The following is a 22,737-nucleotide window of genomic DNA, read 5'->3' as shown; positions in this document are numbered from 1 at the left end:
TGGGCATTTTTATGGGTGTGATTTGTAGGTTCGGGATTTATTTTGAAAATCGATTAATATCAAAATTACTAAACACGATTATTAACCACTTAAAAAGCAAAGCTAAATCAAAGCCAAAAAAAACCACAACCTAGAAATTAAGTCGTGGTTATTAATTCAATCATATTAAACAATGCAATTATTTTTCATCAATCACCATGCCATCGACTTTTTGTAATCCGCGAGGCAGTTTGTTACCGCGTCTGCCACGTTCACCAAAGTAATGCTCTAAATCCGCACCTTTTAGTTTCAGCTTACGTTTACCTGCTAATAAAACCAGTTGATCATCCACGCCAATCACAATTGAGCTGACCATAAACTCTTCGTGGTTAAGCGCCCTTGCAGATGGAATGTTGATGATCTTGTTGCCTTTACCTTTGCCTAATATTGGTAAGTCACGTACAGGGAAAACAAGTAACCTTCCTTCGTTTGTGACCGCTGCAATTAAATCTGTTTCAAGTTGTTTAACTTTGCTTGGAGTTAAAATATTTGCATTAGTTGGCAAATTGATGGTGGCTTTACCCGATTTATTTTTACTGATTAAATCACTTATTTTTACAACAAAACCGTAACCGGCATCATTACTTAATAAATATAACTCATCATCGGTTCCCATTAATAATCCTGCCATTTGCGCTGTTGGCGGTAAGGTCAGTTTGGATGAAATGGGTTCGCCCTGTCCGCGTGCTGATGCAAGTGTGTGAGCAGGTAATGCGTAACTTCTGCCTGTGCTATCTAAAATGATGGCGTTTTGATTGGTTTTGCCTTTGCTACTAAATCCAAATTCATCACCGGTTTTATAGCTTAAATTTTCGGCGTCAACATCATGGCCTTTGGCAGCACGAATCCAACCTTTTTGTGACAAAACAACCGTGACAGGTTCACTTGGTAATATGTCTGTCTCGCTCATTGCAACGGCTTCGGCGCGCTCAACAATTGGTGAACGACGATCATCACCATAGGTTTGAGCGTCGGCTAATAATTCTTTTTTAATTAATGTGCGCATACGAGCAGGGGAGCCTAGAATTTTTTCTAATTTTTCTCGTTCTTGTTGTAGCTCGTCTTGTTCGCCACGAATTTTGATTTCTTCTAATTTTGCTAAGCTTCTTAGTTTTAAATCTAAAATCGCTTCAGCTTGAATTTCAGAAATGCCAAATCTAGAAATTAATTCTAGTTTTGGTTTGTCAAAAGTTCGAATGATTTCTATGACTTCGTCGATATTTAAAAACGCGATTAATAACGCATCTAAAATATGCAATCGGGCATTCACTTTTTCAAGACGGTAATTTAAACGACGAGTAACGGTGTCTTTTCGAAATGCTAACCATTCGCTTAAAATCGTGGTGAGGTTTTTCACTTTTGGTCGGCCATCGACACCAATCATGTTTAAATTCACACGATAGGATTTTTCTAAATCCGTCGTTGCAAATAAATGATTCATGATCGATTCAACATCAACACGGTTTGAGCGAGGCTCAATCACTAAGCGTGTTGGGTTTTCATGGTCCGACTCATCACGCAAGTCAGTAACCATTGGAAGTTTTTTAGCCTGCATTTGTGCGGCGATTTGTTCTAATATTTTAGCGCCCGAAACCTGGTGCGGTAATTGTGTAATCACAATGTCGCCGTCTTCTTTATTGTAAATAGCACGCATTCTAATGCTGCCTTTACCGGTTTCGTACATTTTTTGAATGTCTTGTTTTGGCGTAATGATTTCGGCATTAGTTGGGTAATCTGGCCCTTTAATGTGTGTCATTATGCTTCTGATCGACGCTTCAGGATCATCTAATAAATGAATACAGCCCGCGACTAATTCACGAAGGTTGTGGGGCGGAATATCCGTTGCCATACCCACGGCAATACCGGTTGTGCCGTTTAATAAAATATTTGGGACACGTGCAGGTAATGTGATCGGCTCGTCCATTGTGCCATCAAAATTTGGCTGCCAATTAACCGTACCTTGGCCTAATTCGCTTAATAAACAATCTGCAAATTTAGACAAACGTGCTTCGGTATAACGCATAGCGGCAAATGATTTAGGATCATCTGGGCTACCCCAGTTTCCTTGACCTTCTACTAACGGATAACGATATGAGAATGGTTGTGCCATTAATACCATCGCTTCGTAACAGGCACTGTCTCCGTGAGGATGAAATTTACCTAAAACATCACCAATGGTACGGGCAGATTTTTTATATTTGGCTGTCGATTTTAAATTTAATTCACTCATCGCATACACGATGCGACGCTGTACGGGTTTTAATCCATCCCCAATATGCGGTAATGCACGGTCTAAAATTACGTACATTGAATAATCTAAATAAGCTTTTTCGGTGAACTCCCCAAATGACTGGGTCTCTTGTGTGTCTAACATAGTCATATACATGCAACTGTGTAAAAATCAAAGATGAAGTGTCTCAATTTATTTGATTATTGGCAAGAGAAGAGGTAATTGCGTTTTTATTGACTCAATAAAATGTACGTTTTGCTTTGTGTGATTCAAATGAGAAAATATAATTAAATAATGTTGTTTTGATAAAAGTTAGTAACATTATTAATAAAGGTTCAATATTGTTTTAAAAGGTCTATTAAATAGATTTATGATTCAATCAAGAATCATGTTTAATTGCATTTATTACCTTAGCGTTCCAATGGGGAAACCTAACTATAATATTCAAGCTTATTGGCTCAACTTAGTTGAAATGATAGTTTTGAAATAATTGCAAATTTTATTAAAATTCACACAGGGTTAGGCAAATACTCTTATTTAAGACGCAAATTATTGGAGGGAATTTATCCGAATTTTTTAAAACAAGCTTTAAAAGAATATGCTGATTGGTCTGAAGTCATAACGAATTGGACGTTTTATAGTGTTAACCTGCTGATTTAACTTTTCAATAACATGCATTATTTAAACACTGCATCTTTTATTTAAAGCAGGTGACTCTGCTGGCTTTTTAAATCCGTTGTTTCGAAGTGATTTAATATCACCTTCGCCTCTGTTACTATCTCGTTTTTTTAATTAAGGCAGATACATGCAATTTACATTTCATTATTGGTTACAAAACTCAGAAGGCGAAGTAGTGGATACCTCTCAAGGTGGTGAGCCACTTTGTTTGCAAAAAGGAAGTGGTAAAATAGTACAAGGATTAGAAGAGGCATTAATTGCTCATAATGCAGGTGATAAGTTTGAGGTGTTGGTGCCATGTGAAAAAGCATATGGTCCATTAAAAGAAGATTTGGTGACAAGATTTCCATTAACGATGTTTGATCAAGTTGAAAATTTAAATGTTGGTATGATGTTTCAAACTGGTGAAGGGAAGGACGCTCAAGTGGTGAAAGTAGTCCATATTGATGATAAAGGTGTGATTGTTGATGCAAATCATCCTTTAGTGGGATTAGATTTGCGCTTTCAAGTTGAACTGATTTCAAAAGAAGGTTAATTAAATGTTGAATGTTTTTAAAAGTTATACATCATTATTAGAAGTCATTATTGGGGTTTGGGCTTTTATAAAAGAAACATTCAACTTGAAATTATATGTGTCTATTATATTTATCACATCCACCTTTGTGCTGATAAACGAAGTGTTTGGTTTATATGATTATATAATTAGGCATTATTATTGGTCGCCTATGAAGGCTGTGAGTTTTTTTGCCATTGACTTCAGTGCCTACATATTATGTTGCTTAAGCGTACATAAATTTACAGAACATAAGGCTTTCTTAAAAGAGCGTCAATTTTGGTTAATAAGTATCGGCATTTTTGTCTTTATTGCTATTTACCGTTGCTCTTATTTAAAAGGGTTTGTTAGGAATTTTCAATTACAGGGGGATGTATTTCATTACTTATCACGATTAATTAATTACGTTGATAGTTTAGTTGTAATATTCGTCCCATTGATTGTATTTTATTTCTTATACGATAAACGGTATTTAACTAATTTTTATGGTTTGAGAAAACAGGGAGTCGATTTCAAACCTTATATTTGGATGTTAGGTTTGATGTCTATTGTTATCTTTTTTGCATCCGCACAGGATTCTTTTTTACAGTATTACCCTGAAGTCAAAAAAACACACTATATAGAAGTAGCTCAGCAATTAGGGATTTCTCAATATGCCACATTAGCTATATATGAAGTACTCTATATGAGTGCATTTATTGTGGTTGAAGTTATTTATCGAGGTGTTTTGATTTTTACGATGTTTCGATTTTTAGGGAAATATGCAGTTTACCCAATGATTTGTGTTTATTGTTTGCTGCATTTTGGTAAACCACTTAATGAATTAATCAGTTCGTTTTTTGGCGGGTTTGTATTAGGAGTGTTAGCTTTTAAAGGTAAAAATATTTATGGAGGTATTGCTATTCATATGGGAATTGCCTTATTGATGGAAATATTTGTGTTTATTCGGCTTTTAGAATGAAAACCAATGATTAATGAAAATTGTATAAAAAGGATTCTTTATTAAGTGGCATTTCAAATGTTTGTTTTAATCTAAATATAGGATCGTAAAATTCGCAAAGCTTGAGATTTTTGCACTTCAATAGTAAGGTATGCCGTTTTTTAAGAAATCAATGTTCAATATTTGAACAAGAGGTCGTTATGAAAGTTATATTATTAGGTGCGCCAGGTGCTGGTAAAGGCACGCAAGCTCAGTATATTTGTGAACGTTTTTCTATCCCACAAATTTCTACTGGCGACATGTTACGTTCAGCAGTAGCAGCAGGTTCTGCTTTAGGTTTAAAAGTTAAAGAAGTAATGAGTTCAGGTGGTTTGGTTTCAGATGAAACGATCATTGCTTTAGTAAAAGAAAGAATTTTAGAAGACGATTGCAAAAACGGATTCTTATTTGATGGTTTTCCTCGTACTATTCCACAAGCACAAGCTTTACGAGATGGTTCAATTGAAATTGATCATGTTGTAGATATTGATGTGGCGGATTCTGAAATTATCACACGTATGAGCGGTCGTCGTGTTCACCCAGATTCGGGGCGTACTTATCATTTGGTATATAATCCACCAAAAGTAGAAGGTAAAGATGATCAAACCGGTGATACATTAATTCAGCGTGAAGACGATAGCGAAGATATTGTTCGTAAACGTTTGGATATTTATCATTCTCAAACTGAGCCTTTGGTAAATTATTACAAAGGTTGGATGCAAGAAGACGCTCAAAATGCTCCTGCATATAATTATATTGAAGGTGTGGGCTCAGTTGACGATATTAAACAAAAGATTTTTGCCAGTTTGTCTTAAAGTCTAACTATTGATTTTTAAGCAAACATTTAAATTCATAAAAAAGCTTCGAAAGAAGCTTTTTTTATGGGGCAAAGCTTTTAAGGGGAGCATAAATTACAAAGAATTTGTCCAAATGACATATAAGAATAAATTAAATTGTGGTTTATGGTTTATGGTTTATGGTTTGTGGTTTGTGGTTTGTGGTTTGTGGTTTGTGGTTTGTGGTTTGTGGTTTGTGGTTTGTGGTTTGTAGTTTGTAGTTTGTAGAGTGAGGTTTGGAAGCATGTAAGTCAATCATACTTTTTTTACTTCTACATAACTCAAATACTGATATTTGTGTCAGTTACAAGTGGTATATGACTTGTTAGTCTATTTGCTGATGCAATTCTATTACTTGAGTTCATTGGATATGTAAATTTTCACTTTGTCCATCATATGCCGATGGATTGTTTAATCTGGAATTACTTGATTGTACTTTGAGCTGCATATTGATAAAGAAAATTTCATTAAGTATGAATATATCCATATTATCTATTGATATTAATAGTTAGAATATCTGGAATACTCAAAATTAAAAGGAATCAATTAATGGAGTGCGTTTAGATATTAAGAATTGGTTCTAAGGCTTTGTTGAAATTTTTAATAACTAAAATGATAAAAGTAGGTAGAGTTCGGTCCTTAATCGTTTAAGGATATCCATAAAATATTTAGCTTTTTATGGCTTTGAACTTTAGTGGTTATTAAATGAATTGGATTGACGAAGCTCTTATTTTGGTTTGGCTATTTTGTTTTTTGTGATGATTTAAAAATTTATAGGTAAGGTTATTTTAGAAATGCTCATCTTCAAGATTTTCTAGCTTGTGTTTTTTTTAAATAAATTGGATTTTAAACTAACGAATAAAGGCCGGTAATTATTAAAAATCCATGAGTTAATTCATTTTAAGTTGTGAATGGCTTAAATTTTAATAAAAACCACTTGGTTTTTTTTGGGTGAAAATAATCAATTAAATGCAAAAAATGTATGACTAACTTCTAAAAATTGAAATATAGTTAAATAAAGTTAAAAAAAACTAAAAAAAATACGCATAAAATTTTCTTTGTCCAAAAAATATGCTATTTTTAGCAAGATTACTTTATAAAAGAATAGTTTGATTATTTTGCTTTTTAAGATAAATTGAATCGTTCTTTTTAATCAACTTTAATAATAAATAAATGAGACAATATCATGCCAGCAAAAAAAACCACTGCAGTTGCTAAAAAAGCAGTTGCTAAAAAGTCAGTAGCAAAAAAAGCACCTGCTAAAAAAGCAGCTGTAAAAAAAGTAGCAGCGAAAAAAGCACCAGTTAAAAAAGCTGTAGTAGCGACTGAGTCAAAAGCATTAATCGCAGCACAAAAGAAAGTAGCAACTATTTTAGCTGCTGTTGAAAAAGCAAAAGTTAAAGCAGAGGCAGCAACTGCAAAAGCTGCTAAAACTAAAACAGCAGCCGCTAAGAAATCAGCATCCGGTGCTAAAGTAGCATTTGCTGCTAAAAAAGAAGAATTACGTGCAGCAAAAGAAGTTGTTGCTAAATTGGCATTAGAAGCAAAAGTAGCAGATAAAATTGCTTCAGCTGAAAACGAAATCGTTAAAGCTGCCGAAGCTGCTGCTTCTTTTAAGGCAAAATTAGATGAAAAAGCCGAAGCTGCATTAGCATCTTCAGTTGCAGCGTTTGAGAAAAAACAAAAAGCAGCCATTGCTAAAGCAAATGCGACAAAAGTTGCAGCTTTTGCGCGTAAAGCTAATAAAAAAGCGAAATTGTCTGCAGCGAAAGTTAAAGCAAGTGCACAATTAATCTTGAAAAAAGAAGCTCAAAAAGCTAAAGCAGCAGCTAAAAAAGCAGCAGCAGCGGCTAAAAAAGCAGCAAAAAAAGCAACTGTTAAAAAGAAATCTGCTAAAAAAGCAGTAGCTAAGCCAGTTGCTAAAAAAGCAGTAGCTAAGCCAGTTGCTAAAAAAGCAGCTAAGCCAGTTGCTAAAAAAGCAGCTAAGCCAGCAGTTAAAAAAGCAGCTAAAAAAGCAGCTAAAAAAACGGTAGCTAAAAAAGTTGAAACACCTGCAGTAGAAACTCCAGCTGTTTAATAAAGTGTATTAATAATCGATAAAAACCCATCTTTTGATGGGTTTTTTTTTGGCTGAAGGTTTTGTATTCAAAAGTTGATAACTAATTTGGATTAAAGGTGTTTCAAAAAGGATTTATCGGTATAATCTCGCTCTTTATTTTTTACGTATTTTAATATGGAGTCCCGTGATATGAGAACCCAGTACTGTGGTGAGTTAAACAAATCTTTAGAAGGTCAAACCGTTACATTTTGCGGTTGGGTTCATCGTCGTCGTGATCACGGTGGTGTTATCTTTTTAGACGTACGTGATCGTAAAGGTCGTGTACAAGTAGTATTTGATCCGGATTTAGCAGAAGCATTTGCTACCGCTGATCGTGTTCGTAGTGAATACGTTGTACAAATTACAGGTTTGGTAAGAGCTCGTCCTGAAGGCGCTGTAAACAAAGATATGTCTACAGGTGAGATTGAAATTCTTGGTAAAGAGATTAATGTCTTAAACGAATCAAAAACCCCAGCTTTTCCATTAGACGATTATTCACCAGTAGGTGAGGATGTTCGTTTAAAATACCGTTTCTTAGATTTACGTCGTCCTGAAATGCAAAGCAAAATGGTATTGCGCTCAAAAATTACAGGTGCGATTCGTCGTTTTCTAGAAGATCGTGATTTCCTAGATATCGAAACGCCTATTTTGACTCGTGCAACTCCTGAAGGCGCACGTGATTATTTAGTACCATCAAGAACCCATGAAGGGTCTTTCTTCGCATTACCGCAATCGCCACAGTTGTTTAAACAATTGTTAATGGTGTCCGGTTTTGATCGTTATTATCAAATTGCAAAATGTTTTCGTGATGAAGATTTGCGTGCCGATCGTCAGCCTGAGTTCACTCAGATTGATATGGAAATGTCATTCATGACTGAAGAGCAGATCATGGATTTAACAGAAGAAATGTTCTGTCATTTGTTTAAAGAAGTGTTGGGTGTTGAGTTTGATAAAATTCCTCACATGACTTATGCAGAAGCCGCTGAGCGTTTTGGTTCTGATAAACCAGACCTTCGTATTCCGTTAGAATTAGTAACGGTTTCTGACATCATGAAAGATGTCGATTTCAAAGTATTCTCTGGTCCTGCAAACGATCCTAAAGGTCGTGTTGCTGCATTAAAAGTTCCAGGTGGCGCTTCAACTTCTCGTAAAATTATTGATGGTTACACTAAATACGTAAGCATTTATGGCGCACGTGGTTTAGCTTACATCAAAGTAAACGATGTCACTGATTTAGAAGAAGGGCTTCAATCCCCAATCGTTAAAAACTTATCTATGGATGCTCGTAAGGCATTAATGGAAAAAGTCGGCGCGCAAACTGGTGATATTATTTTCTTTGGTGCTGATTCTGAAGTGGTTGTTAATGAAGCATTAGGTGCGTTGCGTTGTAAGATTGGTGCAGATTTAGATCTGTATACAAGCGAGTGGTCACCACTTTGGGTTGTGGATTTCCCAATGTTCGAAGAAACAAAATCAGGTGGTATTACGGCGATTCATCATCCGTTTACAGCACCTAGTTGTTCACCAGAAGAGCTAGAAGCAAGCCCATTAACGGCATTGTCTCGCGCTTATGACTTAGTATTAAACGGTTGTGAGTTAGGCGGTGGTTCTGTGCGTATCCATGATCCTAAAATGCAAGAAACAGTATTTGAAGTATTGGGTATTTCAAAAGAAGAGCAAGAAGAGAAGTTTGGTTTCTTATTAGATGCCCTTCAATTCGGTGCGCCACCACACGGCGGTTTAGCATTTGGTTTAGATCGTATTGTGATGTTGATGACTAAGTCTGAATCCATCAGAGAAGTGATTGCCTTCCCTAAAACACAAACAGCTGCATGTGTTATGACACAAGCTCCTGGCGTCGTTTCAGAAGAGCAATTAAAAGAGTTATCTATTCGTATTCGTAAGCCAATCATAGAAGCTTAAATTTGCGATCCAAAAAAAACGCGACTATTAAGTCGCGTTTTTTTTGCTTACAGCTTAATAAATATTAATAAGTTACCGCATTATCTTTTACTAAAATTTCAATTTTCTTAATGCTGATTGAAATCTCTTTAAATAATTCTGGATGCTGTTTAGTCCATGCGTCAGTAATAAAGTTACGTAATACATCGCCTGTATTGTTTTCAGGGTTCAAGCGTAGACCTTTTATAGCTAAATCTGAATAATCAGCAGGATCAGCATCAGTAGGTGTGTAGCTTAATTCAGTGTAGTAATTCATTTTAGCTGCATCAATGGTGACACGAATCCATTTGTCGAAATATTTGTCTTGGTCAATTTCTACAAATGTTTCACCGTTTAGTGATGCCATGGATTGATTTAATGCAGTTGCTTCAAAAATCGCGACACTTAAATTGACTTTACCTTTGTCTAAAGTGGCGATTTGTTCTTTGGATAAGTATTCGCTATAGGCATCCGTTAATTCTTTAACCGTTGGAATCGATGATCCCACTTTATTGATTTTAATATCCAGTATGATTTTATCGATGTTGCCTAATGCTAAGCGTTTATCGAAAAATTTTGGCTCAAACCCATTTGCGTGTTGGTGATCCCAATCAGAATGTTTTTTAAGTAAAACAGCATTGTGTGTTTTTACATCGTTACAGCTGTCATTTTCTAAGTATTGTTTTTTTGAAATTTCGTAATCGCTGTCTTCTAGTTTTACATTGGCAAATTCACCGCTGTCGGATGCTTTACGAATATGGCTCCATCCACGCAACGTGTTGGTTTCACCTTGCATGATTGTATAAGCATTTGCAGAAATGTTTGGGACATCCACACCACAATTATTAATTAATTCAATGCTGTACCCTTCAAATTGAGTCTTATCTGACGTATATTCTGCGCCCATTTGGTCCGCTTGAGCACTCAGTGCTATTGAGGCAGTTAGCGTGGCACAAAGTGTAGATTTTAAAAAATTCATATATTCTCCGTTTAAGTAATAAAAATCTTCGGCGATATTACTATGAAAATAGATAATGTCATTGAATTTATCCTCTAAACTGATAATAACTCTCAAATAAATTATAAAAAGGTGTAACGATGCCAGTTAGAATTGCAAATAATAACGAACCCATCTCTATGACCACTTTAATGACACCTGATATGGCAAATTTCTCAGGCAAAGTGCATGGTGGTGCATTACTAAAATTATTAGACCAAGTGGCGTATGCTTGCGCCAGTCGATATTCAGGTGCGTATGTTGTGACGTTATCTGTTGACCAAGTATTCTTTTTACAGCCTATTTATGTAGGTGAATTGGTGACATTTAAATCTCGTGTGAATTATGTAGGTAATAGTTCGATGGAAGTTGGAATTCGAGTCGAAGCAGAAGATATTCATACACGTGAAATTCGTCATACCAACTCATGTTATTTCACCATGGTAGCGGTGAACAAACACGGTAAATCAGTAAAGGTTGAACAACTTGATTTAACCGATCCAAAAGCAAAATCTCGATATGAGCTAGGTAAAATGCGTAAAGAATTACGCAAAGAATATAACGACAGGCAAAAAGAATTAAAAGATAATCACAAAGCTAAGTTTGAATAATATTCTAAAGCTTGTTTACTCATCTTATATTTGTCGTTATTGGTATTGTGTGAATTGATTAATCGATAATGTTTAATCAATTTAGCCTGATACACTTTGGCGTAAGGGGAATTTTGCCAAAATCCTTGTCCTGTTAATGATATACGTTTAGATTGATTAAACGTAAATCGCACAAAAATATGTTCATGAAATCGATTCCCATCTCTAATTAAGTCCTCATGTAATAACGTAAAATGTTTTTGTAAAAAACATCTAAGTTGAAAAATATGTGAGTTAGGACTAATTGCAAAATCCATATTGGCTTTAGGGTTTTTATTTATGATGCTTTCTAGTATTTCTATTGCGGTTTCACCTCCGACCCCGGCAATCACAATTAGGTGACGCTTATTTGTGTTTAAAATGATTTGTGTTGCATTTTGCGTCTTAAATAAGGCTCGGCCATCATTAAATTTTTCGTACTTTTGTTTTAAAATTTCAACAATCTTAGGCACTTGGTCAACCAAATGAATCTGGCTATTTTGCGTATTTTTAAACAATGTCATCCCTAAAAAACCATGGTCACAACATAAATCCCAAAAATCGTCATAAGGCGATAGTTGGTGAAATTGCATAATATGTTCAAATAGGTGATTTAGGCGCGCAGAAAGTTTCATTATTGGTTAAAATTACCGTTCTTAAATAAATATTGATGAGTATTATGCAAATTTTTTCCCTAGAAGGGCACCCTTATATCGCGTTAAATGATCTTTTAAAAGTAGAAGGGTTAAGCGAAAGTGGCGGTCAGGCTAAATTGGCGATTGCTGCAGGTCAAGTAATGGTCGATGGTAAAGTGGAATTACGTAAAACATGTAAACTTTACGTAGGACAGGTCGTTGAGTTTCAAGGGCAAAGCGTAACAATAAGCGAATAAATCTAGAATAAGGTTATTAAATGACAATTGAGCATGCAGTACTAACTGAATTTTCTCGTGAAGAAAGTGCAGGCACATTAAAATTGGGTGAGGCGTTTGTACAAGACACCTCAAATGATTCTATTAATGAATTATTTAATACGTTTAAATTAAGTTATTTAAAACGCAGCAGCAAAACCTATGGTCATTTTGCCGCAGAAGATCATGTGTTTGCCCAATTAATTAATCGATTTAATGGCAAGCAAATTTCATTGGATGACGTTAACACTGAAATTGGCAGTATGCTCAAAACGTTTTTTGAAGATACCCAAGACAGCTTTGAATTTAAATTGTTATTAACTCACGAAATTCTTGAAGACCAAGAAAATCTGTATTTATTGTTTTTGGCTAACAAAAGCGTTGAATACTTTGACGAACAATTAAATGTGCAATCTATAGAAGTGATCGATTTTTCAAAATTACCCTTTGGCTTGAAAATAGATTTAGAATTATTTGCTAAAAACGACACAAAATACATGTCTGTTTTGAATACGCGCGGTAATAAAGAATTGTCAGAAGCGTTTATGAACTTCACCGGTTTTGTCGAAGGCATTGATGTTAAAGCGCAAACCGAAGAGTTTTTAAAAATTGTCGACAGTTTCTCTAAAGAAATGCCAAAAGACGAAGTAAGCGAATACCGTAATACCGTCGTGGATTATTGTATGGAGCAAGACAGTCTAGGTGAAGAAATTTCAATTAAAGAAATTGGCGCGCAGCTTAAAGAATTACCTTTTGAACCAAGCGAAGATTTTTCTGCGTTTGTCGCAAGACAGCAACAAAAACCTCAAGATCATATCGTGCCACACAGAGCCAGCTTAAAACGTTACGTGCGCTTTTTTGGTCGTGACAAAAAAATGAGCATCAGTTTTGATTCCGATCGTTTTGGTCAAGACATTCAATACGATGAGCAAAACCAAAGTTTGACCATTAATGAGTTGCCGCAATCATTACAAAAACAAATCAAACAGTATTTAGATAAGGCCGAGTAATCATGAAAATCGTTTGCCCAAGTTGCCATCGTGCCAATAATGTTCCTCAAGAGCGATTACAAGAAAATCCAAACTGTGGCGCATGTAAACAAAAACTGTTTACTGCAAAACCCATCAATCTGTCTGACGCAACATTTGCTAAACATATATTAAATAGCGAATTACCGATCTTGGTTGATTTTTGGGCAGAATGGTGTGGCCCTTGTAAAATGATGGCGCCGATTTTAGACGGCGTAGCAAGTAAAGTAGACACACAATTGCGCGTAGCAAAAGTAGAAACCGATTTAAATCCGCAACTAGGTCAGCAATACAATATTAGAAGTATTCCGACATTGGCTGTGTTTAAAGGCGGTAAAGAAATAGCAAGACAAGCAGGTGCGATGAGTGAATCGCAATTGATGGATTGGTTGAGTTCGGTGCTTAAATAAATCCTCTTGTGTTACTTCAATAAATAAAAAACCCTAATAATAATTAGGGTTTTTTTTATCAATAATCCGCCAACTGCCAAATCTCAAAAATATCACCACGTCCATCGTGGGTGCCAAAATAACTGATGGTTTTATTCTGCTCATCAATCACTTTGTTGACACTGATGTCCACTTTTAAGTCTTTACATAATCCATTTAAAAAATTAATAGGCAGTTTGAGTGCTTTTACTTTTTTAGTTTGAATACTAAGACCAATCTGCCATTTAGGTGGGTTAAACGGGTCGTAATCATCTATGTTGGCAACTGCAGGTAGTCGTAAATCTACCAATGAGACGTTTTCGTTTTCATTACTTGATTCTAACCAATCATTAATTTTGTTTAATGCTTTTTGGTGCATTTTAAAATAATCTTCAAAATCGTCGCATTCAATTAAAAAATTCAGTTTCATTTATTTGATACTCTAAATAATATTAGAAGAGGTATAAAAAAGGCTCTAATTAAGAGCCTTTTTTAATAGTTATACCTGTTTAGATTTGCGCTAATTTCTCGATTTGAGAATTAATACCGTCTAATTTTTGTTGGAAACCCGATGCTTTTTCACGCTCTTTAGTCACCACGTCTTCAGGCGCATTTGCCATGAATTTTTGGTTGTTCAGTTTGCCTTCAATACGTTGCATTTCTTTGGTGATTTTAGTCACTTCTTTTTGCAAGCGTGCTTGTTCAGCAGCCACATCAATTAAACCTGCCATAGGTACAGACACTTTTAATTGACCAATTAGCGCGGTTGCACTTAATGGTGTTTCTTCGTCTTTACCCAAAATTTGAATGTCTTCAATGTTTGCTAATGTTTTCAAGAAACTTTCATTGTTGTTCAAACAGGTTAATTCTGACTCAGATGTATTTTGTAAAATAACCGTTAATGCTTTCTTAGGAGAAATGTCCATCTCACCACGAATATTTCGCACGGCAATAGTCACTGATTTTAACCATTCTAAATCAGACTGCGCTTGCGTATCTTTTTGCGTTTCGTCAAATACTGGGAAGGGCTCTAACATGATGCTGTCACCGGTTTGACCGGTTAACGGTTTCAGTGTTTGCCAAATTTCTTCGGTGATGAACGGCATGATTGGGTGAATCACGCGCATTAGATTTTCTAATACGTTCACTAATGTGTAACGCGTACCGCGCTTTAATGCGTCTGATGATTGATCAGACAATAATGCTGGTTTAGATAATTCTAAGTACCAAGAACAATATTCATTCCAAACAAAATCGTAAATGGCTTGAGAGGCTAAATCAAAACGATATTGCTCAATCTGTTTGGCGACTTCTGCTTTTAAATCTTGTAATGCAGAGGTAATCCAACGATCGGCTAATGTCAGTTCTAGTTCACCGCCTTGTTGGCCACAATCTTCACCTTCAGTATTCATTAATACATAACGCGTAGCATTCCATAATTTATTACAGAAATTACGGTAGCCTTCTAAACGTTGCATATCAAACTTAATGTCACGGCCGTTAGAAGCAAGAGACGTTAACGTGAAACGAAGGGCATCGGTACCATGTGGCTCAATGCCATCTGGGTAGGCTTTTTTCGTTTGTTTTTCGATCTTAGCCGCAAGCTTAGGTTGCATCATGCCACCCGTACGCTTCACTAATAAATCTTCAAGTTTGATGCCGTCGATCAAATCAATCGGGTCAATCACGTTGCCTTTTGACTTGGACATTTTCTGCCCGGTCTCATCACGAATCAATCCGGTAATGTAGACTTTTTTGAATGGCACTTGTTTTCTAAATTTAAGTGTCATCATGATCATTCTGGCTACCCAGAAAAAGATGATGTCAAAACCCGTTACCAATACGTCAGTCGGGTTGTACATTTTTAGCTCATCGGTTTCTTCAGGCCAGCCTAACGTAGAGAATGTCCAAAGTGCAGAGGAGAACCATGTGTCTAATACATCGGCGTCTTGGCGTAAATTAACCGACGCGTCTAAGTTGTTTTGTGAGCGAACGTCGGCTTCGTTTCGGCCAACGTAAACTTTGCCTTCATCGTCATACCAAGCTGGAATTTGATGTCCCCACCAGAGTTGTCGAGAAATACACCAATCTTGAATGTCACGCATCCATGAGAAGTAGGTGTTTTCCCATTGCTTAGGCACAAATTCAATGTCGCCATTTTCAACCGCTTCAATAGCAGGACCTGCTAATGATTTTGCATCTACATACCATTGGTCGGTTAACCAAGGCTCGATTACCACACCCGAACGATCACCTTTTGGTGTCATTAATTTATGGTCGTCGATTTTTTCAAGTAGACCCATCTCTTCAAATTCAGCAACGATTTTTTTACGTGCTTCAAAACGATCTAAGCCTGCATATTGCGAAGGTAAACTTCCGTCAAAATCTTCAACGACTTTACCTTGATAATTATACGCTTCGGCTGTTTTTAATACGGCTGCGTTACGATCAAAAATATTAACCAATAATACACCGTGACGTTTGCCTACTTCGTAATCGTTAAAATCGTGAGCAGGGGTGATTTTTACAACGCCGGTTCCGAAGTCTTTTTCTACGTAGTCATCCGCAACAATTGGAATCTCGCGACCCACTAATGGCAATGTAATGGTTTTGCCAACTAAATCTGTGTAACGCTCATCTTCAGGGTTAACCGCAATACAAGTATCGCCTAACATGGTTTCTGGGCGGGTCGTGGCAACAATAACGTAATCTTTACCATCTGCTGTTTTTTGGCCGTTAGCTAGTGGATAACGAAAGTGCCACATGAAGCCGTTTTCTTCTTTGCTTTCTACTTCTAAGTCAGAAATCGCCGTGTGTAATTTTGGATCCCAGTTTACAAGGCGTTTACCGCGGTAAATCAAACCTTCGTCAAACAACTGAACAAATACTTCTTGAACCGCTTTAGACATGCCTGGGTCCATAGTGAAACGCTCGCGCGACCAATCAACAGACGTACCTAAACGACGTTGTTGTTCAGTGATCGTACCACCTGATTTTTCTTTCCATTCCCAAATTTTATCAATGAACGTATCGCGACCTAAGTCGTGACGCGACACACCGTCGGCTGCCAATTGGCGCTCAACTACCATTTGAGTAGCAATACCCGCGTGGTCAGTACCCGGTTGCCATAAAGTATTGAACCCTTTCATGCGGTGGTAGCGTGTTAGCGCATCCATAATCGTTTGTTGAAACGCATGGCCCATGTGCAAAGAACCCGTGACATTCGGTGGTGGAATCATAATGCAGTAGCCTTTGCCTTCACCTGAAGGTTTAAAGTACTCGCTTTTTTCCCATTGCTGGTAATGTTTGGTTTCTATTTCGCTGGGCTGGTAGGTTTTATCCATGGGGTTTATTACTCAAATTTGTCGTAGAAAATGGGGCGAGATTATACCGATTTAATGGCTCAGATGAAACTTAAGGCGAGTTTTTTGTTTATACCGTTATCTAGAGTGAGGTGATTTGTGTTTTATTTTGGATTTTGTCACATGTTTTAAAGCGCTTAATTAAACAAGTACGAAGTAATGCATGAAGATTTACTCCCTTAATAATTCAAAATTTTGATATGATATTTGTTTCTGTCTACTTTTTAAAAATTAGTAATTATTATCAATAAGAGGAATTTATGTTTACAGGTATTGTGCAGTCCATCGCTAAAATTATGAGTGTTAATGATAAAAATGGCATCAGAACATTTGTTATTCATTTTGAATCTGGATTTTGTAAAGGTTTGGAAATTGGCGCCAGCGTGGCGGTAGATGGTGTGTGTTTAACCGTGACTCAGATTTTGTCGGATGTTGAAGTAAAGTTTGATGTTATGTTGCAGAGTCTTTTGATTACAACATTAAGTCAATATGAACAAGGACAGGCAGTAAATGTTGAGCGAGCAGCTAAAGATGGGGCTGAAATTGGAGGACATCCATTATCAGGGCATATTGATTTTAATACTGAAGTTATTCTGATCAATCAAATTGATGATAATTATTGTGTGCGATTTGCATTAAATGAACATTGGAAGCGATATGTTTTTCCAAAAGGATATATTGCATTAAATGGTGCCAGTTTGACTGTCTCGGATGTAAATAAAATTGAGAGTTGGTTTGAAGTGTGGCTTATTCCCGAAACCAGAAGGATGACAGTGTTTGAATTAAAACAAATAGGCGATTTAATAAATGTAGAAATTGAACGGGGCACGCAAGTGGTTGTTGATACTGTTAGAGATACATTACAAGAAAATCTTGGGACGCTATTACCGCTATTTGAAAAGATTCTTTTACAGCAAGGTGTGGATATAGAAGCGTTAGGGAGTATTCCTGCGCTGACTCAAAAAACGAATTAACCTAATTTAGCTGTTTAAAATGGCTGTTTAAATAGAATGACAGTCATAATTAAATGATGATGTAATCAATTTATAAAATTTAAAGTCAGAGTTTTAATAACCAGGAGTAACAAATGGATTATTATGAAATTTCAAAAAAAACAATAGGGCATTTATACTCTGCCTATTCAAGTTTAGATCAATCGCCATTAGACCCAGCGCTTCGATCATTGGTTGAATTATCCGTTGCACAAATCAATGGTTGTGCATTTTGTTGTCAAACCCATCATGATCAATGTCTCAAAAATGGCGTGGAAGCCAAAAAGTTAATTGAATTAGCTGGTTGGCAATCATCAACACTATTTGCTGATAAAGAACGCTTAGCACTTCAGTATGCAAAGAGCTTAACGCAATTAGAGTGTCATGATTTTGAAATGCATGAACTTCAAAACACTTTTAATGAAGCTGAATTGGTTGATTTAACTGCATGTATTTCGATAATGAATGCATTAACTCGAATTGCGATCAGTCTTAAGAATTTATGAGTAGGCAAATAATGGAACGTGAATTAAAAACCAAAAGGCTATTATTAAGGCAATGGAAGCAAAGCGATTTAAAAACCTTCGCATCGATTAATGCTGATCCTGATGTGATGGAGTTTTATCCAGACATTCAATCAGAACAACAAAGTAATGAAATGGCAAAATATTTCCAAAACTTGATTGAAATAAATGGTTGGGGGTTTTGGGCGGTAGAGCGTTTGAGTGACCAGCAATTTATTGGTTTTGTTGGTTTGCACGAACCGATATTTGATTTACCCGTGACGCCATGTGTTGAAATAGGTTGGCGTTTAGCTAAAAATGCTTGGGGTAAGGGCTTTGCCACTGAAGCTGCCAAGGCTTGTCTTGAATTTGCTTTTAATGAATTAAATTTACAAAATGTTTATTCATTTACATCAGTTGGAAATAAAGCATCTATCTCAGTAATGCAAAAAATTGGAATGACTAATATGAACGCAAACTTTGATCATCCAATTATCCCCAAGGGGCATAAATTAAGCGAGCATGTTATATATAAATTGAACGCTCCCTAATTATTGGAATTTACTTTTTGTTTGAAGCCGCCATGGCTTCAAATTGCTGCGTTAAGAAATTTTCGGTGGTTTTTAATGAACTGATAATTTTATCATTAAACAAGAATTGTCGTTTAAGTCTGTCAAGTGACGAATCTAAGCGTTCATTTAATTTGGTGCGATCTTCTTCAATATCAACAATTTCATTTTCTAAATCGTTTATTTTAGTGGTCATGACACCGTCGTTTTTTAAGAAACTATTAATTAACGATTTTAATGAATCTGCCGCGCCTTTTATATAACTGACCGTTCCACGCTCACCAGTGGGGCCGCCTGATACTTTAAGTTGTAACCCTGCAGCATCGTCAACCGAACCTGAAGAGTTCGTGCCTTGTACACCTTGGTTAGCAGTGGTAAACCCCGTCATTGTGCTAAATAGGGATGACAATTCACTGAAATTGACCGAGCTGTTAGCCCCTTCCTCATTAGATTGAATACCAAATTTTTTCAAATCGTCATCGTAATCGATAACAACTTTATAACCTTCTGTTTTAAATTTTGCATCGTCATTAATTAAACCCTGTAATGTGCTGGCGAAGGTTTTTCCAGAGGAGTAAGTGGCTGCATCAAGGGTGATGGTATTGGATTCCAAACCGTTTAATTTTATTTTAAATGAATAGTCCGTTGGATTGGTTGTGATCGGTGTAGAAAAACCGTCGACTGTATTTGAAATGATATGACCTTGAGTCGCAGCGACAGAGCCATCTGCGGCCACTAAGTATTGTCCACTGCCTTTTGCTTCAATACCATTGATTTTACCTTTAACATCAATTCCAAAAACCGATTCATTTTCATCGCCATCGGGCTCAGCTAAACCAAGCATGGATGCGGCTGAAACGTTGATGTTAGCAAATTGAGTGTTGGTATCTTCATCAAAACTAACAACGATACGACCCTCGTTTTGATCATTTTGTTCATAGCTTACTGATGCCGTTGCATTAAACCCTTTATTTAGACCTTGAGGAATACCAGGGGAGTTGAACCCGTTTATTCCTACTCCATCATCTAAATCGAGAAGTGTTTTTGCATTTGGGCTGGCATTTGCAATGCTGATGGTTGATTGTGCGCCAAACGTAGCAGATGTTTGTACGCCACGAGCACTTTGGGTTTCAAAATACAAATGCCCCGTATCATCTAGTTTGGCTAAAATATCATTGGCATCAAACGAATCACCACCATCAACAGATTCCAGCGCGTCATTTAGAGCACTTTGTACGGCAGCCAATGAATCTTCAACGGAATCTGAGCCATCTTCTATTACATCAACCGATATGGTTTTACCATCAACAATTAGATCAAAGGTTGTATTAGATGATGCAAAATTAGTAGCAGCAAGTGGTGTGACTCCTGCGATTGCTGTTTTTGCGCCATCTCCATTTTTAGTGACGTTTAATGTTTCAGTTGATCCGTTAGCATTGGTCGTTAATACTAATTTGTTACTGCTGAAACTGGCTGTTACATCAGCGCCACCTAATGCAGCGGTTAAAGCAGCTTGTATGGAAGTTAAATTATCAGTATCAAAATTAGTGACTTCAACATCAATTAGATCACCATTATATTCAAATTCAAATGCCATTGGGTTCGTAGCAAAATCAATTGGATCAGCATAAGAGGTTGTACCAGCTTCTGTTTTAGCTGGAGCGGCAGAATTAATAACGTCTGCGTGAGTATTAATTGCATTTTCAATTGCAGCGGTTAACTCGCCACTGGTTTCATATAATCCATCAGGTATTGCAATGTCAGAAGTGTCAGTTGTTCCAGTTTGATTCGTGTAACTTAATTGAAATGCAGCGCCTCCTGTTAAATTTAAGCCGCTATTTTGGGGGCCGTTAGTGGCGTTTAATCCTAATAAAGAATCAGTAACATTTGTGCCAACGGTTTTAATTTCAATTGATTGTGTTCCTGCTGTTTCTGCCGTTGAAAAAACCAAACGATTATTGTTATTAAATGACGCAGTGACATGCCCGTTAAGTACGGTTTCATCAATTTTAGCTTGAATATGAGCAAGCACATCTTCGCGTGTTTTATCAACGGACACATTGCCTTCAGAGTCGTATTGATCACTGATGTCTTCATCAAGAGTAATTGAAATATCAACACCGTCTACGGCGACATCTGACGTGCCATTAACATTTAAAGTGAACGATGCATTGTCAGATGAAAAATCAATACCTGTATTTTCAAGGACTTCTTGTTCTGCTTGTAACGTGGTGGCAGAAAAATTGTACTGGGACAAATTAGATATATAATTTCCCTTAGCGTTACCTTCATTACCCGTAATAATCCCTAAAGTCGAGCCTGTATTGATGTCACTTGAAACGATCGCTAACTCAGATTTAGAACCAAATTTACTTGAGGTAAATTCAAAGTTTTGATCAGCTGCATTAAAGCTGACTGTAATAGATGAGCCTTTTTTACTTAAGGCATCATTATTATTGATAGCAGCTTGAATCATATCTGCTAAGTCTTCGCCATTTGTATAAAGGCCGTGAGTTAAGAATATTTCAGCTTCGGTGCCATCTAAATTAATAGTGAATTGATCATTATTTGCATCCACAGGAATGGTCGACATAAAAGCAAGTGCCATACTGGGAGTGGTTGTAATTGAAGCCTGAGTGGCAACTTTTTCTATCTCAACATCGTAAGTGCCCGCTTTGCTGTAATAGCCTGGGCTGATGTATTCGATTAATGAATCACTTGTATTACCTTGAACTGAAAATACCCCAGCAACGTCAATTGAGCTGGTTTTCATTGCTTCTGAAAATTTGGCGTTATCGAGCGTTAATGCATAGTTGTTGTTTTGATCACTATAAATACCAATTTGCGAAAGGGATTGGAAAGATGCGCCTTCCATTCCTGTAACCGCTCCGGTGATGACTCTGCGCATTTGTGCGTCAATGTTTCGAAGTGTTGAGTCATTTAATAAACCGCCTGTATTCGTGGCGGTGTTATATTTTGAATAGTTTTTGTATAAATCACGAAATTCATTATAGCTATCAACAAAGCCCTGTACTTTTTCAGTTAATTCATCGGTATCTTGTTTGACTCGAACCGTCGCAGGCTCGCCAATATTGGCTTGTTTTAAATCAAACGTTACGCCTTTAATGACTTCGTCGACTTCATTGTTTTTACTTGAAATCTCTAGGCCGTTTAGTGTGAACTCTGCATTTTGCGCATTTTGGGTTTGTTTCATATTCACATCAGGATCGTTGGCGTTTTCATTATAACTTAGCGCTTTTAAAGAGCTTGAGCCTGAAACTGAAATTTCCATTGAATAATCTTTGCCCGACTGATCGCTAGTTAATAATAACCGATAACCTTCGCCGTCATTTACAAGGGAGGCGGTGACGCCAAAATTTTCTTTATTGATGGCGTCGCGAATTCCAGAAATTGTATTGTTTGCTGATGAAATAGTAATGGATTGGGTTTTTTGATCAATATCTTGAATGAATTCGTCGTAATCACCCGCTGGGTCTGTAAATTGCGTTTCACCAAACTTAAACGTCATGACGCCGGAGCCAAGTGTGGTGGTTAAATCTTCGAATCGTTTTGAGGCTAAAGAATGGTTTTGTGCCACTTGCTCAACTTCCATAATGTAGGAACCTGGTTTTGCAAGGGAGTTAGTGGTGGCTGTAATGGCATCTTCATTAGATGAAGTGGCTGTTGTTTTTAAAATACTTTTAGAGGAACTAAGGTCGGACGCAGCTGAGCCAAACTCATCCATTTTTGCTTTAAGCTCACCATAAGCAGAAATGCGAGCTTCAACTAGTGACTTTTGTGCATCTAAACGCGCCTCGGCCGGACCACGTTCTGCATTAATAAGATTTTCAGCTAATTCGGTGGTTAATAACCCAGAGCCAATACCTAACGATTCGATGGAAGCCATAACAATACAGTACCTTATATGTTCATTACGTTATCGGCAAAAAACGATAAAAGTTTAG

18 protein-coding genes are annotated in these 22,737 nt (G+C 36.7%); 12 read left to right on the top strand and 6 right to left on the bottom strand.

The annotated features are described in order from the left end of the window. Positions 1-178: 178 nt before the first annotated feature. Entirely contained in the window at positions 179-2,413 is a 2,235-nt protein-coding gene (gene parC / locus TYM08_RS11990) for a DNA topoisomerase IV subunit A (RefSeq protein ID WP_422382833.1), read from the bottom strand. Positions 2,414-3,074: 661 nt separating this feature from the next. Here parC and TYM08_RS11985 point away from each other — a divergent pair. The 5 genes from TYM08_RS11985 to aspS all read left to right on the top strand — a co-directional run bounded on the left by TYM08_RS11985 (position 3,075) and on the right by aspS (position 9,336). Further along, positions 3,075-3,482 (top strand): FKBP-type peptidyl-prolyl cis-trans isomerase, encoded by a 408-nt coding sequence (locus tag TYM08_RS11985; protein WP_422379384.1) that lies wholly within the window; start codon positions 3,075-3,077, stop codon positions 3,480-3,482. A 4-nt stretch (positions 3,483-3,486) separates the two neighbouring features. After that, positions 3,487-4,461: a CPBP family glutamic-type intramembrane protease gene (locus tag TYM08_RS11980; protein WP_422379383.1), complete on the top strand. Its 975-nt coding sequence runs from the start codon at positions 3,487-3,489 to the stop codon at positions 4,459-4,461. 179 nt (positions 4,462-4,640) lie between these two features. Continuing rightward, a complete protein-coding gene (gene adk / locus TYM08_RS11975) occupies positions 4,641-5,294 on the top strand; it encodes an adenylate kinase (RefSeq protein ID WP_422379382.1) in 654 nt (217 codons plus the stop codon). A 1,207-nt stretch (positions 5,295-6,501) separates the two neighbouring features. Beyond that, on the top strand, positions 6,502-7,392 hold the full coding sequence (locus TYM08_RS11970; protein WP_422379381.1) for a hypothetical protein: 891 nt from the start codon (positions 6,502-6,504) through the stop codon (positions 7,390-7,392). 171 nt (positions 7,393-7,563) lie between these two features. Next, entirely contained in the window at positions 7,564-9,336 is a 1,773-nt protein-coding gene (gene aspS, locus TYM08_RS11965) for an aspartate--tRNA ligase (protein ID WP_422379380.1), read from the top strand. 64 nt (positions 9,337-9,400) lie between these two features. Here aspS and TYM08_RS11960 read toward each other — a convergent pair whose 3' ends face one another. Next, positions 9,401-10,333, bottom strand: a complete 933-nt coding sequence (locus TYM08_RS11960) for a hypothetical protein (RefSeq protein ID WP_422379379.1) — start codon at positions 10,331-10,333, stop codon at positions 9,401-9,403. A 119-nt stretch (positions 10,334-10,452) separates the two neighbouring features. Between TYM08_RS11960 and TYM08_RS11955 the strand changes: the two genes are divergently transcribed. Continuing rightward, a complete protein-coding gene (locus TYM08_RS11955; RefSeq protein ID WP_422379378.1) occupies positions 10,453-10,962 on the top strand; it encodes an acyl-CoA thioesterase in 510 nt (169 codons plus the stop codon). Here the strand turns inward: TYM08_RS11955 and TYM08_RS11950 are convergent. Then, entirely contained in the window at positions 10,941-11,573 is a 633-nt protein-coding gene (locus TYM08_RS11950; protein ID WP_422379377.1) for a tRNA (adenine(22)-N(1))-methyltransferase TrmK, read from the bottom strand. The genes TYM08_RS11955 and TYM08_RS11950 overlap by 22 nt on opposite strands. 86 nt (positions 11,574-11,659) lie before the next feature. Here TYM08_RS11950 and ybcJ point away from each other — a divergent pair, with 86 nt between their 5' ends. Genes ybcJ through trxC form a run of 3 tightly spaced genes read left to right on the top strand, consistent with a single transcriptional unit; the run spans position 11,660 to position 13,328 of the window. Beyond that, complete coding sequence (gene ybcJ / locus TYM08_RS11945) at positions 11,660-11,872, top strand: ribosome-associated protein YbcJ (protein WP_422379376.1); 213 nt, start codon at positions 11,660-11,662, stop codon at positions 11,870-11,872. Between the two features lie 20 nt (positions 11,873-11,892). Further along, the gene (locus TYM08_RS11940; RefSeq protein WP_422379375.1) at positions 11,893-12,900 is read left to right on the top strand and encodes a nucleoid-associated protein; all 1,008 of its coding nucleotides are present in this window, start codon (positions 11,893-11,895) and stop codon (positions 12,898-12,900) included. Positions 12,901-12,902: 2 nt separating this feature from the next. Continuing rightward, positions 12,903-13,328: a thioredoxin TrxC gene (trxC, locus tag TYM08_RS11935; RefSeq protein ID WP_422379374.1), complete on the top strand. Its 426-nt coding sequence runs from the start codon at positions 12,903-12,905 to the stop codon at positions 13,326-13,328. A 58-nt stretch (positions 13,329-13,386) separates the two neighbouring features. Here the strand turns inward: trxC and TYM08_RS11930 are convergent, their stop codons facing one another. Next, complete coding sequence (locus TYM08_RS11930) at positions 13,387-13,776, bottom strand: hypothetical protein (protein WP_422379373.1); 390 nt, start codon at positions 13,774-13,776, stop codon at positions 13,387-13,389. Between the two features lie 79 nt (positions 13,777-13,855). Next, the gene (locus TYM08_RS11925; protein ID WP_422379372.1) at positions 13,856-16,690 is read right to left on the bottom strand and encodes a valine--tRNA ligase; all 2,835 of its coding nucleotides are present in this window, start codon (positions 16,688-16,690) and stop codon (positions 13,856-13,858) included. A gap of 278 nt (positions 16,691-16,968) precedes the next feature. On the opposite strand from TYM08_RS11925, the gene TYM08_RS11920 reads away from it, so the two are divergent. From TYM08_RS11920 to TYM08_RS11910, 3 genes are all read left to right on the top strand, one after another. Beyond that, positions 16,969-17,682, top strand: a complete 714-nt coding sequence (locus tag TYM08_RS11920) for a riboflavin synthase subunit alpha (RefSeq protein WP_422379371.1) — start codon at positions 16,969-16,971, stop codon at positions 17,680-17,682. Positions 17,683-17,795: 113 nt separating this feature from the next. Beyond that, positions 17,796-18,206, top strand: coding sequence for a carboxymuconolactone decarboxylase family protein (locus TYM08_RS11915; RefSeq protein WP_422379370.1), 411 nt, complete (start codon positions 17,796-17,798; stop codon positions 18,204-18,206). Positions 18,207-18,217: 11 nt separating this feature from the next. Continuing rightward, entirely contained in the window at positions 18,218-18,754 is a 537-nt protein-coding gene (locus TYM08_RS11910; RefSeq protein WP_422379369.1) for a GNAT family N-acetyltransferase, read from the top strand. A gap of 10 nt (positions 18,755-18,764) precedes the next feature. On the opposite strand, the gene fliD is transcribed toward TYM08_RS11910, so the two are convergent. Next, positions 18,765-22,679, bottom strand: a complete 3,915-nt coding sequence (fliD, locus tag TYM08_RS11905) for a flagellar filament capping protein FliD (protein WP_422379368.1) — start codon at positions 22,677-22,679, stop codon at positions 18,765-18,767. Positions 22,680-22,737 lie beyond the last annotated feature (58 nt).

Source organism: Marinicellulosiphila megalodicopiae (genome assembly GCF_045862395.1).
Classification (GTDB): Bacteria; Pseudomonadota; Gammaproteobacteria; order Pseudomonadales; family Natronospirillaceae; genus Marinicellulosiphila; species Marinicellulosiphila megalodicopiae.
This window is presented reverse-complemented; position numbering and strand designations above follow the sequence as displayed.

What these genes read in the sequence shown, in the direction of transcription:
- parC (WP_422382833.1), bottom strand. Translation starts at nt 2,413, where the DNA reads ATGTTAGACACACAAGAGACCCAGTCATTTGGGGAGTTCACCGAAAAA.
- TYM08_RS11985 (WP_422379384.1), top strand. Translation starts at nt 3,075, where the DNA reads ATGCAATTTACATTTCATTATTGGTTACAAAACTCAGAAGGCGAAGTA.
- TYM08_RS11980 (WP_422379383.1), top strand. Translation starts at nt 3,487, where the DNA reads ATGTTGAATGTTTTTAAAAGTTATACATCATTATTAGAAGTCATTATT.
- adk (WP_422379382.1), top strand. Translation starts at nt 4,641, where the DNA reads ATGAAAGTTATATTATTAGGTGCGCCAGGTGCTGGTAAAGGCACGCAA.
- TYM08_RS11970 (WP_422379381.1), top strand. Translation starts at nt 6,502, where the DNA reads ATGCCAGCAAAAAAAACCACTGCAGTTGCTAAAAAAGCAGTTGCTAAA.
- aspS (WP_422379380.1), top strand. Translation starts at nt 7,564, where the DNA reads ATGAGAACCCAGTACTGTGGTGAGTTAAACAAATCTTTAGAAGGTCAA.
- TYM08_RS11960 (WP_422379379.1), bottom strand. Translation starts at nt 10,333, where the DNA reads ATGAATTTTTTAAAATCTACACTTTGTGCCACGCTAACTGCCTCAATA.
- TYM08_RS11955 (WP_422379378.1), top strand. Translation starts at nt 10,453, where the DNA reads ATGCCAGTTAGAATTGCAAATAATAACGAACCCATCTCTATGACCACT.
- TYM08_RS11950 (WP_422379377.1), bottom strand. Translation starts at nt 11,573, where the DNA reads ATGCAATTTCACCAACTATCGCCTTATGACGATTTTTGGGATTTATGT.
- ybcJ (WP_422379376.1), top strand. Translation starts at nt 11,660, where the DNA reads ATGCAAATTTTTTCCCTAGAAGGGCACCCTTATATCGCGTTAAATGAT.
- TYM08_RS11940 (WP_422379375.1), top strand. Translation starts at nt 11,893, where the DNA reads ATGACAATTGAGCATGCAGTACTAACTGAATTTTCTCGTGAAGAAAGT.
- trxC (WP_422379374.1), top strand. Translation starts at nt 12,903, where the DNA reads ATGAAAATCGTTTGCCCAAGTTGCCATCGTGCCAATAATGTTCCTCAA.
- TYM08_RS11930 (WP_422379373.1), bottom strand. Translation starts at nt 13,776, where the DNA reads ATGAAACTGAATTTTTTAATTGAATGCGACGATTTTGAAGATTATTTT.
- TYM08_RS11925 (WP_422379372.1), bottom strand. Translation starts at nt 16,690, where the DNA reads ATGGATAAAACCTACCAGCCCAGCGAAATAGAAACCAAACATTACCAG.
- TYM08_RS11920 (WP_422379371.1), top strand. Translation starts at nt 16,969, where the DNA reads ATGTTTACAGGTATTGTGCAGTCCATCGCTAAAATTATGAGTGTTAAT.
- TYM08_RS11915 (WP_422379370.1), top strand. Translation starts at nt 17,796, where the DNA reads ATGGATTATTATGAAATTTCAAAAAAAACAATAGGGCATTTATACTCT.
- TYM08_RS11910 (WP_422379369.1), top strand. Translation starts at nt 18,218, where the DNA reads ATGGAACGTGAATTAAAAACCAAAAGGCTATTATTAAGGCAATGGAAG.
- fliD (WP_422379368.1), bottom strand. Translation starts at nt 22,679, where the DNA reads ATGGCTTCCATCGAATCGTTAGGTATTGGCTCTGGGTTATTAACCACC.